The organism is Microbacterium hydrocarbonoxydans, assembly GCF_900105205.1.
GTDB classification, from domain to species: Bacteria; Actinomycetota; Actinomycetes; order Actinomycetales; family Microbacteriaceae; genus Microbacterium; species Microbacterium hydrocarbonoxydans.
The window spans coordinates 353,676-368,168 of record NZ_FNSQ01000005.1 but is presented as its reverse complement, the minus strand read 5'-3'; the positions used below and the strand labels follow the sequence as shown (position 1 = coordinate 368,168).

Sequence of the window (14,493 nt, the reverse complement as noted above, 5' to 3'; positions counted from 1 at the left end):
CGCCGGGTGCCCGAGCATCCCGGAATGTGTCGGCGCGTGTCGCCGGGGTGGTCGGACCGTCGATCGGCGGGTTTGCTAGACGCCATGACCCGACAGATCCGCTTCAACGCCTTCGACATGAACTGCGTCGCCCACCAGTCGTCCGGGCTGTGGCGGCATCCCGACGATCGCTCACGCCAGTACAACACCATCTCGTACTGGACCGATCTCGCGAAGCTGCTCGAGAGCGCGACGTTCGACGGCATCTTCATCGCCGACGTGCTCGGCACGTACGACGTCTACGGCGGCACCAACGAGGCCGCCATCCGCAACGGCGCGCAGGTGCCGGTGAACGACCCCATCCTGCTGGTCAGCGCGATGGCCGCCGTCACCGAGCACCTCGGTTTCGGCATCACCGCCGGTACGGCCTTCGAGCATCCGTATCCGTTCGCGCGGCGGCTGAGCACCCTCGACCACCTGACCCAGGGGCGCATCGGGTGGAACGTGGTGACCGGCTACCTGCCCAGCGCCGCCCGCAACATGGGTCAGACCGATCAGCTCGCCCACGACGACCGCTACGACCATGCCGACGAGTACGTCGAGGTGCTCTACAAGCTGTGGGAGGGGTCGTGGGAGGACGACGCCGTGGTCGAGGACCGCGAGCGCGGCATCTTCACCGACCCGTCGAAGGTGCATCCGATCGGTCACGAGGGCACGCACTTCAGCGTTCCCGGCATCCACATCTCCGAGCCGTCACCGCAGCGCACCCCGGTCATCTATCAGGCGGGAGCCAGCCCCCGCGGCGTGCGCTTCGCGTCGGAGAACGCCGAGGCGATCTTCGTCGCCGCTCCCTCGAAGGAGGTGCTCGCCGGCACCGTGAAGCGCATCCGGGACGCCCTCGAGGATGCCGGACGCGACCGCTACGACGCCAAGATCTACACCCTGCTCACCGTGATCACGGGCGCAACGAGCGAGGATGCCGCGGCGAAGCACGCCGAGTACCTCTCCTACGCGAGCCCCGAGGGCGCACTGACCTTCATGTCGGGCTGGATGGGTGTGGACCTGTCGCAGTACGCCGAGGACGAGCCGGTCGGCAATGTCGAGTCGAACGCCATCCAGTCGGTGCTCCAGCACCTCAAGGAGGAGGCCGACCTCGGTCGGGAGTGGACCGTCGGCGACTTCGGCCGCCACAACGCGATCGGGGGCCTCGGTCCGACGGTCGTCGGGTCGGGCGTCGAGATCGCCGACGAGCTGCAGTCCTGGGTCGACGAGACCGACATCGACGGGTTCAACCTCGCATACGCGGTGACGCCCGGTACCTGGCAGGACGTGATCGAGCACGTCATCCCGGTGCTGCGCGAGCGCGGCGTCTACCCCGAGGAGTACACGCCGGGGACCCTGCGCCACAAGCTGCAGGGCAAGGGCGACCGGGTGCAGGACACCCATCGCGCGGCGCGGTACCGAGTCGGGGCGAAGGTGTCCGTCGGCTGAGCGAGTACGGGGGCGAGCGTCAGTCGGCCTTCGAGCTGAACATCCCGCGCAGCACGAGGAACACCACGACCGCGACGACGAGCACGATCGCGAGCTTCGCGATGAACCACAGGATCGAGAACAGCGCGCTGACGATCCACCAGGCGATCACCACGGCGAGGACGACGCCGACGATGGTCCAGAGCGAGTTCTTGTTCATGGTCCCAGCCTAGGCGGCGCGGCGACGTCACAGATCCGGAGGCTGCGGCGTCAGTACTGATGAAGCGCAATCGGCGCCCACCAGTGAAGGAGACGACGTGTCGCACGTGAACATCGGCAAGATCTACGCAGCCCCGTACCAGGCGATGTTGGACTTCGCCGGCAGAGCCGCGGAGGCGGGGACGGATGCCGGCCTCTCGCCGCTGCTCGTCGAGCTGGTCAAGGTGCGGGCATCTCAGCTCAACGGCTGCGCATTCTGCCTGCGGATGCACAGCGCGGATGCGGTCAAGGCCGGAGAGACGGCGGACCGGCTGGCCGTGCTCGCGGGCTGGTGGGAATCGCAGTACTTCTCGCCCGAGGAGCAGGCGGCCCTGCAGATCGCCGAGCGCGTGACGATGATCGGCGACCACGGCCGCCTCGCGGATCGTGGAGTCGACATCGACGGCGTGCTGACCGAGAAGCAGATCGCGGCGGTCACCTGGCTCGCGGTGGTCATCAACAGCTGGAACCGCATCGCGATCAGCAGCCACTACCCCGTGCACCCCTGACGCCCGCTGGGGACGCGAGAAGAGCGGATGCCGCGGCATCCGCCCTTCCGCACTCGATGCACCGGCGTCAAGTCCCTTCCCGGACGGGGGATCCGCGACGAGACTTCGAGCATCCGACCCTTGGGAGCACGTCCATGTCCGCGCCATCGCTCACACCGTCCACCCTCCACGGCGTCACCGCCCGCGGCCCGCTCAGCGATGCGATCCTGCGGCGGCTGACCGCCGGCGACGCCGACGACCTCGGCGCTCAGGCCGAGACCGCGCTCGCGACCACCGACGACATCGTGCGCGACGACGACATCCAGCTCGCGCTCTTCGTGCTCTACGCCTCGTCGTACGGCTCGCTTCCGGGCCTCGATCCCGCTCTGGAGTGGGATGCGGCGCTCATCACGACCCGCGGGCTGCTCGAGCATGCGTTCGAACGGGCTCTGCGGGCGACCGTGCCGCAGCCTGCTCTTCCCGAGCCGACGGTCGACGCGGTGGGACGCGCCCTGTTCGCCCTCGCCGAGGCCGACACCGGCCCGAGCCTGTCGCGCTACGTCGCGAAGAAGGCGACCGCCGAGCAGATGCAGGAGTTCTTCATGCAGCGCTCGATCTACACGCTGCGTGAGGCCGACCCGCACTCCTGGGCCATCCCGCGCCTGCACGGGCGGGCGAAGGCGGCGCTCGTGGAGATCCAGTCCGACGAGTACGGCGGGGGCCGGCCCGACCGCGTGCACGCGACGATCTTCGCTCGGGCGATGCGCGGCGCCGGGCTCGACGACACGTACGGTGCCTACGTCGACGACGTGCCCGCCATCACGCTCGCTTCGCTCAACACGATGTCGATGTTCGGTCTCAATCGACGCCTCGTCGGCGCGATCGTCGGTCACCTCGCCGCGTTCGAGATGACCTCGTCGATCCCCAACCGGCTCTACGGCGACGGCCTGCGGCGGCTCGGATTCGCGGACGACGTCACCGACTACTTCGACGAGCACGTCGAAGCGGATGCCGTGCACGAGCAGATCGCGGCGAGGGACCTCGCCGGGGGCCTGGCGGAGGATCACCCCGAGCTGCTGGCCGACATCATGTTCGGAGCATCCGCCTGCCTCACCGTCGACGGATGGGCAGCAGGCCACATGCTCGACTCATGGATGCGCGGCGAATCGTCGCTCCGGCCGAGGGACGACCGATGAGCAGGGCCGAGGAGCCTGTCACCATCACCGCCTACCCCGACGGGCCGCTGCTGGTGCGGGGTGCCGCCGTGCTCGAGTCGTCGGACGGTGAGCCGATCGAGGTGAAGCGCCGCACGGTGGCGCTCTGCCGATGCGGCCTCTCGACCATCAAGCCGTTCTGTGACGGGACCCACAAGGCTGCGGGGTTCCGCACCGACGCCTGACCGGTTCGTGCGGGTCAGTGCCCCTCTGCGGGCAGGCATCCGCCGTCCATGATGTAGCCGCCGACCTCGACGGTGAGCTGCTCGGCCGACACCTCGCCGAAGATGCACCCGCCCTCCGGTGCGGCGACGCCGAACGCGACGGATCGCGCATCGCCCTGGGTCTGGATGCCGGCGAGCCCCGTGCCGCTGATCGCGTCCTCGACCGCGTCCACCGAGACGTCGCCCGCCGTGCGCATCGTCTCGAGGGCGGTCCGCACCGACACGGCGGCGTCCTCGGCGGCATCCCGGATCTCGTCCGGCAGGTCCATCCGGTCGCGGTATCGGTCGTTCTCGGCCATCGCCTTGTCAGGGTCGTACGGCGCGCAGTCGGGTGGCAGATCGACCCCCTCGATCTGGGGACACGCCGCTGTGGGAGTCGGCGTCGGGGTCGCGGCGGGCGGCGCTCCGAGCGGTGCGGGGCTCGCCAGGCTGCAGCCCGCGAGCACTGTGGTCATGGCGAGGACGAGAAGCAGACGCGCACCTCTCGACCCGTCCCCCCGGATTCCGGTCATGTGCTCATGCAACCACAAGCAGGGGGTCGTGCCAACAGTCGCGGCGGAGCTCACGCGGCGCAGGTCCCGTCCTGCAGCTCACTCGGCGCAGGTCACGTCCCACAGCTCACCTCGTGCGAAGGAGATCTCTCGCTCGCAAAGACGCCTCACCCCAACCGCTCCTTCGTAGCGAGAGATCTCCTTCGCAGGCTGCGGGCAGGGAACGAGGATCGCGCGCGGGGCAGGGGGCAGGGGTGAGGATGCAGGGCGAGGACGATGCGACACCGAGCGCGCACACCCCGCTTCAGCGCGGATTCAGCGTGCGCCCGCCACACTGGAGGAATGCGGATCCTGGTGGTTGACGACGAGGTGCGCCTGGCCGACGCCGTACGCCGAGGACTCGAGGCCGAGGGCTTCGCCGTCGACGTCGCTCACAATGGCGTCGACGGGCTCTGGCGCGCGCGAGAGACGCGGTACGACGCGATCGTCCTCGACCTGATGATGCCAGGGATGAGCGGATGGAAGGTGTGCGAGGCGCTGCGCGCCGAGGAGAACTGGACGCCGGTGCTCATGCTGACCGCCAAGGACGGCGAATGGGATCAGGTCGAGGCACTCGAGACCGGGGCCGACGACTACGTGACGAAGCCGTTCTCGTTCGCGATCCTCGTCGCCCGCATCCGCGCCCTCGTGCGGCGGGGCGCTGTCGCGCGGCCCTCGATCCTCGAGGCGGGCGACCTGCGGCTCGACCCGGCGTCGCACAAGGTCTGGCGCGGTGAAACGGCCGTGACGCTGACGGCCCGCGAGTTCGCCGTGCTCGAGCATCTGATGCGGCATCGCGGACAGGTGCTCTCCAAGCGCGCGCTGATCGACGGCGTGTGGGATGACGACTTCGACGGCGATCCGAACATCGTCGAGGTCTACGTGGGGCACCTCCGACGCAAGCTCGACAAGCCGTTCGGACGTGAGGCGATCGAGACGATCCGCGGTGCCGGCTACCGATTGGCGGCCGATGGTGGCTAGTCGCCCGTGGAGGTCGGTGCGTGCGAGGACCACGCTCGGCGCGACCCTCGTGGTCGCGATCGCGCTGCTCATCGGCGCGGTCTCGTTCTACGGCATCCTGAGCTCCAGCATCCATGACAGCACCGAGCGCGCCGCGGAACAGCGCCTCGACGAGCTCGCCGGGCGTCTCGACGGCCCCGGCGGACGTGGCGTCGACTCCCTCGAAGACGAGATCGTGCAGATCATCGGCCGAGATGGGACCGTCCGAGCGGCCAGCGAGGATGCCCGTGACGACCTCGGATCGGCGTCGCTGCCCGTGGCGGACCACCCGCGCACGCTGTCGATCGACGGCCATGCGCACCTGGTCGTCTCCGACGACCTGGACAACGACGAGACGCTCGTCCTCGCCGTTCCCGTCGACGACGATGCCGAGACGCTGTCGACCGTCGCAGTGCTGCTCGCCGTCGCGGTACCTCTGCTGCTGCTGCTCGTCGCCATCACGACCTGGCTCGTCGTCGGCCGCGCGTTGCGACCGGTCACGCGCATCCGCCAGGAGGTCGATGGCATCTCGGCCGAGCGCCTGCACCGACGCGTGGAGGTGCCCGCCTCGGCGGACGAGATCGCGGCGCTGGCGAGCACGATGAATCGGATGCTCGATCGATTGGACTCGTCGGCCACGGCGCAGCGCCGATTCGTGTCCGACGCATCACACGAGTTGCGATCGCCGCTGGCGACGATCCGCCAGCACGCGGAGCTCGCGCAGGCGCATCCGGCGACGACGAGCATCGGCGAGCTGGCCGAGGTCGTGTCCGAGGAGGGGCTGCGGCTGCAGGGCATCGTCGAGTCCCTGCTGCTGCTCGCCCGTCTGGACGAGGGCGGCGGCGCCCACCAGGAGCCGGTCGATCTCGACGACCTCGCGCTGGGCGAGGTGCGCCGACTGCGTGCGCGGGGTGTCGATGTCGACGGTTCCGGCATCCGCGCAGCCAGGGTCGAGGGCGATCCGCGACTCCTGGGGCAGTTGGCGCGCAACCTCGCCGACAATGCCGTCCGGCACGCCGCCGGACGCGTGGCGATCAGCGTCATCCCCGAGGGCTCGTGGGTGTTCGTGACCGTCGAGGACGACGGCTCCGGCGTACCGGACGACGAGCGGGACCGGATCTTCGAGCGCTTCGTGCGACTCGACGAGGCGCGCAGCAGGGATGCCGGGGGCAGCGGCCTGGGTCTCGCGATCGTGCAGGGCATCGCCGCCGCGAGCGGAGGCACGGCGTCGGTCGACGTCTCCCGCTGGGGCGGCGCCCGGTTCGTGGTGACCCTGCCCCTCGCATCCTGACTTCCTGAAGCGCGCTTCAGGAGGCTTCAGGGTGGCTTCAGCACCCTCGCGAGAGCATCGAGACATGAACGACAAGAACCAGACCCCCGACCAGACGCCCGAGAACTTCCCGACGCCTCCCGCTCCGCCGGTTCCCGGTTCTCCCGCCGACGCCCCCACTGTGCCGGTCGAGCCCATGGCCGCCGAGCAGGCACCCGCTGCAGCACCGGCTCCGGCGGCTCCCGCGAAGCGTGGACGCAAGCGCGCCCTGCTCATCGGCGGCGGCATCGCCGCGGCCGTGGTGCTCGCCGGCGGCGGCGTCGCCCTGGGCGCGGCGATCGGCGACGACATCGGCGATGACGACGATCGCCCCTCGGCCTCCGACGGACCCCGTGGCGGCGACAACGGTGGACAGCCGGGCGACGACGACAAGGACCGCGACGACGACCAGCAGGGCGCGCCCGAGGGTGGCGGCGCCGTCACCGGCATCGGCTCGGACTCCGCCGACGAGCTCGTCGCGATCGCGGATGCCGCACGTGGTGCCGCTGAGGGCGACGTGACCTCGATCGACGCGAAGCGTGACGGCACCTGGGAGGTCCAGCTGACCACGTCGAACGGTAGCGAGACCGAGGTGCGGGTGGATGACGACCTCGCCGCCACGGTGATCTCCTCCGAGCAGGATGACGATGACTCCGCCCCGACTCACACGCTCGACGAGGCCGCCATCCGCGCACTCGTGGACGCGGCGCTGGCCGAGGCCGACGGCATGATCACCGACCTCGATGCCGACAACGACGACGTGAGCCCGTACGACGCCTCCGTGCTGACGAGCGACCGCCGCTCGATCGACATCGACTTCAGCGCCGACTACGCCGTCGTCGGCACCGACATCGACGACTGACACGCAGACGTCTGCGATTAGCATTCAGGTATGACGAATTCCGGTCCGATCGACGATGTCTCCATCGGCGGCGAGATGATCCGCCTCGGGCAGTTCCTGAAGTTCTCGGGACTGCTCGACTCGGGCGGCGACGCCAAGGAGGTCGTGATCGACGGGTTCGTGAAGGTCAACGGCGAGATCGATCGCCGTCGTGGGCGCCAGCTGCACGACGGCGATCTCGTCACCTTCGAAGGCCGCACCGTCCGCGTCCGTCCCTGACGGCGCGGGACAGCGCCAGGCCGCGCGTCACGACCGGGTCGCGTAGCGCAGGAACATCACGCCACCGGTGAACCGCCGGTCCTCCACCAGCTCCAGGTCGACCTGCACCCCGTCGGGGAAGAACGGCTTTCCGCCCCCGACGATCCCCGGCCCGATGAACAGCCCGAACTCGTCCACGAGGCCCGCGCGGATCGCCTCGGCGGCCAACGTCGGACCGTCGACGGTCAGATCCCCCTCGGACTCGGCCTTCCACCTCCGGACGGTCTCCGGGTCGAAGGTCCGCTCGAGTCGCGTGCGGGCGCTCATCACCTCGGGCAGCGTCCGCGAGAAGACCACCTTGTCGGCCGCCTGCCACACGCGGGCGTAGTCGATCCCGACCTGCGGCTGGTCGGGTTCGAGGTGAGCCGTCTCCCAATAGACCATCGTCTCGTACATGCGACGGCCGTACAGATAGGTGCGGACGTCGGCGAACTGCCGGTTGATGAAGTCGTGCAGCTCCTCATCGAGCGCCCAGTCGAATCCTCCGTCCGGTCCGCTGACGTATCCGTCGAGTGACGTGATCATGCTGTAGATGAGTCGGCCCATGCGGCGACGCTAGTCCGCGCATCCGCCGGTCGACACCCCCGATGCCCACGCGTATAGCGGCGCATCCCCGACCGCGCAAGGCGTTTGTCCCTTTCCGGGGTTCGCACGGAGCATGAGACCCGTCACCCCATTCGAGTTCGAGGAGAGGACATCCCCCATGTCTCGCGACCAGTACACGTTCACCAACCCGGCCGAGCTCTATGCCGACATCGAGCCCGAGAAGCAGCACATGCCGGAGCCGGGGCTCGACGCCGACCTCACCCCGAAGGCCGACCTCGGCGAGGAGAGCTACCGCGGCACCGGTCGGCTGACCGGCCGCAAGGCCCTGATCACGGGCGGCGACTCCGGTATCGGCGCGGCCACGGCGATCGCCTTCGCTCGCGAGGGTGCGGACGTCGCCCTCTCGTACCTCCCGGAAGAGGAAGAGGATGCCGCGCGCATCGCCGGCATCCTGCGCGATGCCGGCGCCAAGGTCGCACAGATCCCCGGCGACCTGCGCGACCCGGAGTACTGCCGCACGCTCGTCTCCGAGGCGGTCGGCGCGCTCGGCGGCCTGGACATCCTCGTCAACAACGGCGGCAAGCAGATCTACCAGGAGTCGCTCACCGACATCACCGACGAGCAGTTCGACGACACGTTCAAGACCAACGTCTACGCGATGTTCTGGATCACCAAGGCCGCGCTACCGCACCTGCCCGCCGGTTCCACGATCATCAACACGACGTCGATCCAGGCATATTCGCCGTCGGACATCCTCGTCGACTACGCCTCGACCAAGGCCACCATCAACGCGTTCACCAAGGGACTGGCTCAGCAGCTCGCCCCGAAGGGCATCCGCGTGAATGCCGTCGCGCCCGGTCCGATCTGGACGCCGCTGCAGCCGAGCGACGGCCAGCCGCAGGAGAAGATCGACCAGTTCGGCGAGGACACCCCTCTCGGCCGCATGGGTCAGCCTGCGGAGCTCGCGCCGGCGTACGTCTTCCTGGCCTCGCCCGAGTCGAGCTATGTCGCCGGGGAGACCCTCAACGTCAACGGCGGCATGCCGACGCCGTGAGCTTCGCCTGGCGACCTCGACCGAGACGGACCGAGGGGCACGGCGGTCGCGTGGAGGGTACGAGGGAGAACGAGCAGCTCACCCCGAGCGGCTACGATCCTGACTTCCTGCCGACGCGACTGCCGCTCCCCCGTCCGCCCCGTGCAGTGCGCGAGCTGGCGTATCCGCGCTTCTCGGTGCTGCTCGATCCGATCCGTGCCCTCGCGGCCGTGACCGGCGTCAACATCGACGGTGCAACGTTGCGCGAGCTTCCGCGCACCGGCGAGTGGCAGCTGGATCCGAGGATCGGCGCCGACGAGCAGGCCGGTCCCGAGGTCTACACCCGCAACGACCTCGACCGCGGACACCTGGTGCGGCGTCGGGACCCCGGTTGGGGCGACGTCGAGGAGGCTAGGGCCGCGACTGAGGCGACGTTCTTCTACCCGAACGCCGCCCCGCAGGCGGCCGGCTTCAATCAGTCGAAGGAACTCTGGCTCGGTCTCGAGGACCACGTGCTGGAGTACGCCGAGGCCACCGGGCAGCGGGTGTCGGTGTTCACCGCGCCGGTGCTCGGCGATGACGATCCGCCGTACCGCGGCATCCGCATCCCGCTCCGCTTCTGGAAGATCGCCGCATGGGAGGGCCAGGCGGGTCTGGCCGCCGCCGGGTTCGTGCTGGATCAGTCCGAGTTGGTCGAGACGAGCGAGGGGCTGCTCGCCGCTCCGCCCCTCGGAGCCTTCCGCACCTTCCAGGTGCCGATCGCCGAGATCGCTCGGGTGACCGGCATCGACGTCGGGATGCTGGCCGCCGCCGACGTGCTCGCCCGACGCACCACGCGACCGGTCGAATGGATCGCGCTCCGGAGCATGGAAGACATCACGCTGCAGTGAGCCGGGTGCGGGCCCCCGTGCGGTATGCCGATGAACAAAGGACTTGCGCGGTGCGTCCGCCGGTGTCACGCTTGCGTCACAGCTCTGTCGCGCTGTAACGCGACAGCTGGGGTGCCGCCCATATGACGGCATCGGATGGGGCGCCCTTTCTGCCGCCTCCCCCGTGGTGGGGGCGTCCCGTCCTCCCTGACCTGAGGGCCCGAGCGACCGCCGAAAGGATCCGCGTTCGCGGCCGTGGCTCGGTCGATGTCAGCCGCGATGGTCCGCAGCGAGCATCCAGCTGTCCCTCACCCTGAACGCGGGGAGCGTCTGTCGTTTGGCGCGGTTCGCCGCGACATTGCCGCGCATCCCGACACTCCGGGCCCACTCCGAGAGCCGGATGACCTCTGGACTGGTGAGGAGGGAGATCCGCTTGTGCAGCGCTTCCAGCACCAGCAGCGCGAGCAACCTCGTCATCTCGTCGTGGCGATTCGCCCGAGAGTACGCGTCGAGCGCCGGGTAGTACTCGGCCCGCCTGTTCCGCGCACGGACGATGACGGGTGGCAGCCCCTGTCCGAGTAGTTGGTGGTTCATCAGGACACGACCGATACGCCCGTTGCCGTCGACGAACGGATGGATCACCTCGAACTCGCAGTGGAACCAGGCGATCCTCTCGATGGCATTCACCGGCGGGCCGGTCACGTACCGCTCGAGGGCCCGGTCCATGAGCTCTCTCACGAACAGGGGATTCGCACCGAGATGGCTGCCGACCCGCACCCACTCGTCTCCCTGCCGGAACCGTCCCGCGACGTCATCGCGAATGCCGCTCAGGAGAGAAGCGTGCCAGTGCAGGATGCGATCGACGGTCAGCATGCCGCCTGCGTCCTCGGCAGTGGGGTTCAGGAGGTCCTCTGTGACGCGGGCGAGATTGCTCGCCTCGAAGACCTCCCGAAGGTCGTGCGCCGCGGAGGGCAACCCGCCGGCGAGGATCTTCTCGGTGTCCTCGAGCGTGAGGGTGGAGTTCTCGATCGCGTTCGATTGATGAACGGACTCCGCTGTCTCACTCCGTGCGATCTGCACGAGCGCTCCGGGATGCCGCGCAACCAGCTCCCGATAGCGCGCGCAGAGCACTTCGATACGTTCGATCGTCACGTTGTTGATCACAGGTCCCCCTGATGTCTCAGGTTACCGTGAACGAGGCCAAGATTCCGCGCTCATTCACGCATAATGGCATCTTGTCGGGGTGGCGGCGCCGAAACGCTGCCCCGTCGCAGGGTCCGAGGACCTCGACGGGGTAGACGTCGAACGGGAGGGTGATGCACGTGTGAGGGCGTCCGTTCGCCGGCGTACCTAGGCACCACCGATTCCATGTGATCCATCGCGAGTTCGATCGCTCTCGCCGACGTCGGCGCGGACCGGACGACTCAGTTGAAGTCGCCGCCCGGTGCCATGTCCTTGAAGCGCGAGTAGTGGCCCTGGAAGGCGACGGTGATCGTCGCGGTCGGACCGTTACGGTGCTTGGCCACGATCAGGTCGGCCTCGCCGGGGCGGACGTCCTTGTCGTAGACCGAGTCGCGGTGCAGCAGGATCACCATGTCGGCGTCCTGCTCGATCGATCCCGACTCACGCAGGTCGCTGATGGCCGGCTTCTTGTCCTGACGCTGCTCGGGACCACGGTTCAGTTGCGACAGCGCGATGACCGGGACCTGCAGCTCCTTCGCGATCAGCTTGAGGCTTCGCGAGAACTCCGAGACCTCCTGCTGACGCGATTCGACGCGCTTGCCCGAGGTCATGAGCTGGAGGTAGTCGATGATGACCATGCGCAGCCCCGCCCGCTGCTTGAGCCGACGGCACTTCGCGCGGATCTCGACCAGGGTCATGTTCGGGCTGTCGTCGATGTACAGCGGCGCGTCGTTGATGCGCCCGCGGGTCGACGCGACGGTCGTCCAGTCGCGCGGGTCGAGGGTTCCCTTGCGCATGTTCTGCAGCGGGATCGCTCCCTCGGCGCTGAGCAGACGCATCGCGATCTCGCTCTTGCCCATCTCGAGCGAGAAGAAGATCGACGGGAAGTCGTGGCCGATGGATGCCGCGCGGGCGAAGTCGAGCGCGAGCGTGGACTTACCCATGGCGGGTCGCGCGGCGACGACGATCATCTGCCCGCCGTGGAGGCCGTTGGTGAGCTCGTCGAGTTCCTTGAAGCCGGTCGGGATGCCGGTCATCGAGCCGTCGCGTCCGTTCGCCGCCTCGATCTCCTCGATCGCGGCGTCGACGGCGGTGGTCAGAGGAACATAGTCCTCGGCCGTCTCGGTGCCGGTGACGGAGTAGATCTCGGCCTGGGCGTTGTTGACGATGTCTGTCGCATCGCCCTGTCCGTCGTAGCCGAGCTGCACGATGCGGGTGCCCGCGTCGACGAGACGACGCAGGATCGCCCGCTCCGACACGATGCCCGCGTAGTAGCCCGCGTTCGCGGCGGTCGGCACGATGGAGGTGAGGGTGTGCAGGTAGTCCGCACCGCCGGCGCGACTCAGTTCTCCGGTCTTGATGAGCTCGTCGGTGACGGCGACGACATCGGTCGGCTCACCGTGCGAGTAGAGCGACAGGATCGCCTCGAAGATCAGCTCGTGCTTGGGGATGTAGAAGTCGGCGCCCTTCAGCGTCTCGATCACATCTGCGACGGCATCCTTGGAGAGCAGCATTCCGCCCAGCGCGCTCTGCTCGGCGAGGGTGTCGTGCGGAGGCGTCCGCTCCGGCGGACGCTTGCCTCCGAGGCGCTCCTCTGAGATGTCGGCGATCGACACACTGCTCCCTTCGCTGCGACGTTCTCCCGGCCTGCGGAGCCGGTGGGGCCGGCCGCGCACTGTGATGTCCGTTCGTGAAGGGCCGTCTGCACAGCAAATCAGGCACTTCCGACATCGGGTCGCTCGCCCACGCTACGAGCGCGGGTTTTCGGTCGCAACACAGCCTGTGGATAACACTGTGGAGAGCGTGCGAACAAGTCCGGAGTGTCTGTGCAGAACGGGTGTGGATAACCCGGTGGACTACCTCGCGTCGAACTTTTCTTTTTGCCGCCGAACTGGGGTTTACCGTTTCCCCACCCTGTGGATGAGAATGTGCTTCAACCCCCCGTTGAAGGTTCATGGAATCCGGTGCGGGATGTGTAGAACCTGGGGAAAGTCAAGCCGAGATTTCGGCGGGCGCGTCGCAGTCCGCAACCCCGGGAAACAGTGCGCGAGATGTCATCGTTTTCGAGCAGATCCCCCTAGACAACGCGATATACCGGGAGTATCGTCACCCCCAATCGACGCGATGTGCGTCGGAACGAACGATCGTCTCTCGGGGGAGGGAAGTCGACGTGAACGCTCAGGCAACCCGGCGCGGCCTACCTGCCGTCGCCCTCTGGGGTGGCTTGGGCGCGCTTGCGTGGGCGACGATCACGGTTCTGACCGGAGGATCTTCCGCCCATGCCGATGAGGAGACCGACGCTCCGCTGCTCGGCGGTGTGACCTCCGTCGTCAGCCAGACCGTGTCATCCGTCGGCGACACCGTCACGGCCGTGACGAAGCCGGTGGTGACGCAGGTCGTGAAGCCGGTCGTCACACAGGTGGTGGCTCCCGTCGTGACCCAGGTGGTCGCTCCCGTGCAGCAGGCCGCCCCGCCGGTCGTCGAGCACGTCTCCGAGACCGTCACGAAGGCTCCCGTCGTGGGGCCGGTGGCGGCTCCGGTCGTCACCGCGGTGACGGACACCGCCCAGGCCGTCGTCGAGCCTGTCACAGACCTTCTGCAGGATTCTCCGGCGTCGCAGGTCGTGGCGCCGGTGCGGGATGCGGTCTCCGCACTGCCCGTCGTCGGCCACGTGATCGACGAACTGGGCGTCACCACACTTCTCGATGATCTGACTGGAGTCGTCGACGCCTCCACCGACATCGTCGGCGGCATCGTGGATGAGACCGTGCCGCCGGTGCTCGGCGCGCTCGATCCTGCCACGCCCGGCAGCGCATCTCCGCTCCCGACGCCCGATTCTGCGCGTCCGTCGTCCGCCTGGTCCGCTCGGAATGACATGGTGACGAGTGCGTCCGCTCGACCGGCGATCTCCGACCCCGCTGACGCCGCATCCGACTCCGCTCCGGCAGCACTCCTCGCTGCGCCGGCTACGAGCGCGCCCGCAACCGACGGCGAGGGCACTCCCGCTGCTCCTCCGGTCGGCGCACCCGCCGTCCCCTCCTCTTCCGCCGCATCCGGCGGGGCATCCGCTCTCTCCCACGCGCGCCTCAGCGACGTGGGCATTCCTGCGTTCCGTGCTGTGGAACGCACTCCTGGCGCACCCGACGACGTCCTCCCGACGTCGCTGGTCGCCGACACCGACGTCTCTCCTGACTGACGGGTAGTCCGGTCGTTCCCTGTGAACGACAGATGAC

General features: G+C 68.6%; 16 protein-coding genes. 11 read left to right on the top strand and 5 right to left on the bottom strand.

Features of this window, described 5'->3' with window-relative positions:
- The first annotated feature begins 84 nt into the window (after positions 1 to 84).
- Positions 85 to 1,470 carry an LLM class flavin-dependent oxidoreductase gene (locus BLW44_RS02055; protein WP_060928123.1) on the top strand — a complete coding sequence of 462 codons (1,386 nt, stop codon included), beginning with the start codon at positions 85 to 87 and terminating at the stop codon, positions 1,468 to 1,470.
- A 19-nt stretch (positions 1,471 to 1,489) separates the two neighbouring features.
- Here BLW44_RS02055 and BLW44_RS02050 read toward each other — a convergent pair whose 3' ends face one another.
- On the bottom strand, positions 1,490 to 1,669 hold the full coding sequence (locus BLW44_RS02050; RefSeq protein ID WP_060928124.1) for a hypothetical protein: 180 nt from the start codon (positions 1,667 to 1,669) through the stop codon (positions 1,490 to 1,492).
- Between the two features lie 97 nt (positions 1,670 to 1,766).
- Between BLW44_RS02050 and BLW44_RS02045 the strand changes: the two genes are divergently transcribed.
- From BLW44_RS02045 to BLW44_RS02035, 3 genes are all read left to right on the top strand, one after another.
- Positions 1,767 to 2,216 carry a carboxymuconolactone decarboxylase family protein gene (locus BLW44_RS02045; RefSeq protein WP_060928125.1) on the top strand — a complete coding sequence of 150 codons (450 nt, stop codon included), beginning with the start codon at positions 1,767 to 1,769 and terminating at the stop codon, positions 2,214 to 2,216.
- Positions 2,217 to 2,350: 134 nt separating this feature from the next.
- Complete coding sequence (locus tag BLW44_RS02040) at positions 2,351 to 3,391, top strand: iron-containing redox enzyme family protein (protein WP_060928126.1); 1,041 nt, start codon at positions 2,351 to 2,353, stop codon at positions 3,389 to 3,391.
- The gene (locus BLW44_RS02035; protein WP_060928130.1) at positions 3,388 to 3,594 is read left to right on the top strand and encodes a CDGSH iron-sulfur domain-containing protein; all 207 of its coding nucleotides are present in this window, start codon (positions 3,388 to 3,390) and stop codon (positions 3,592 to 3,594) included. Before BLW44_RS02040 ends, BLW44_RS02035 begins: the two co-directional genes overlap by 4 nt.
- A 14-nt stretch (positions 3,595 to 3,608) precedes the next feature.
- Here the strand turns inward: BLW44_RS02035 and BLW44_RS02030 are convergent, their stop codons facing one another.
- Positions 3,609 to 4,088: a hypothetical protein gene (locus BLW44_RS02030; protein ID WP_139305219.1), complete on the bottom strand. Its 480-nt coding sequence runs from the start codon at positions 4,086 to 4,088 to the stop codon at positions 3,609 to 3,611.
- A gap of 378 nt (positions 4,089 to 4,466) precedes the next feature.
- Between BLW44_RS02030 and BLW44_RS02025 the strand changes: the two genes are divergently transcribed.
- The 4 genes from BLW44_RS02025 (at position 4,467) to BLW44_RS02010 (ending at position 7,591) form a co-directional block, all read left to right on the top strand.
- On the top strand, positions 4,467 to 5,144 hold the full coding sequence (locus BLW44_RS02025; protein ID WP_060928128.1) for a response regulator transcription factor: 678 nt from the start codon (positions 4,467 to 4,469) through the stop codon (positions 5,142 to 5,144).
- 16 nt (positions 5,145 to 5,160) lie between these two features.
- A complete protein-coding gene (locus tag BLW44_RS02020; RefSeq protein WP_245647466.1) occupies positions 5,161 to 6,453 on the top strand; it encodes a sensor histidine kinase in 1,293 nt (430 codons plus the stop codon).
- Between the two features lie 64 nt (positions 6,454 to 6,517).
- Positions 6,518 to 7,333 carry a hypothetical protein gene (locus tag BLW44_RS02015; protein WP_074731532.1) on the top strand — a complete coding sequence of 272 codons (816 nt, stop codon included), beginning with the start codon at positions 6,518 to 6,520 and terminating at the stop codon, positions 7,331 to 7,333.
- A 30-nt stretch (positions 7,334 to 7,363) separates the two neighbouring features.
- Entirely contained in the window at positions 7,364 to 7,591 is a 228-nt protein-coding gene (locus BLW44_RS02010) for an RNA-binding S4 domain-containing protein (protein WP_060928700.1), read from the top strand.
- Between the two features lie 27 nt (positions 7,592 to 7,618).
- On the opposite strand, the gene BLW44_RS02005 is transcribed toward BLW44_RS02010, so the two are convergent.
- A complete protein-coding gene (locus tag BLW44_RS02005) occupies positions 7,619 to 8,176 on the bottom strand; it encodes a dihydrofolate reductase family protein (RefSeq protein WP_060928701.1) in 558 nt (185 codons plus the stop codon).
- 157 nt (positions 8,177 to 8,333) lie between these two features.
- Here BLW44_RS02005 and BLW44_RS02000 point away from each other — a divergent pair, with 157 nt between their 5' ends.
- Positions 8,334 to 9,230, top strand: coding sequence for an SDR family oxidoreductase (locus BLW44_RS02000; protein ID WP_060928702.1), 897 nt, complete (start codon positions 8,334 to 8,336; stop codon positions 9,228 to 9,230).
- Between the two features lie 50 nt (positions 9,231 to 9,280).
- Positions 9,281 to 10,099 carry a DNA/RNA non-specific endonuclease gene (locus BLW44_RS01995; protein WP_060928703.1) on the top strand — a complete coding sequence of 273 codons (819 nt, stop codon included), beginning with the start codon at positions 9,281 to 9,283 and terminating at the stop codon, positions 10,097 to 10,099.
- Between the two features lie 249 nt (positions 10,100 to 10,348).
- Here the strand turns inward: BLW44_RS01995 and BLW44_RS01990 are convergent, their stop codons facing one another.
- Positions 10,349 to 11,230: a Fic family protein gene (locus tag BLW44_RS01990; protein WP_139305218.1), complete on the bottom strand. Its 882-nt coding sequence runs from the start codon at positions 11,228 to 11,230 to the stop codon at positions 10,349 to 10,351.
- Positions 11,231 to 11,502: 272 nt separating this feature from the next.
- A complete protein-coding gene (gene dnaB / locus BLW44_RS01985; protein WP_060928705.1) occupies positions 11,503 to 12,876 on the bottom strand; it encodes a replicative DNA helicase in 1,374 nt (457 codons plus the stop codon).
- A gap of 554 nt (positions 12,877 to 13,430) precedes the next feature.
- Between dnaB and BLW44_RS01980 the strand changes: the two genes are divergently transcribed.
- Entirely contained in the window at positions 13,431 to 14,456 is a 1,026-nt protein-coding gene (locus BLW44_RS01980) for a hypothetical protein (protein WP_245647490.1), read from the top strand.
- Positions 14,457 to 14,493: the final 37 nt, after the last annotated feature.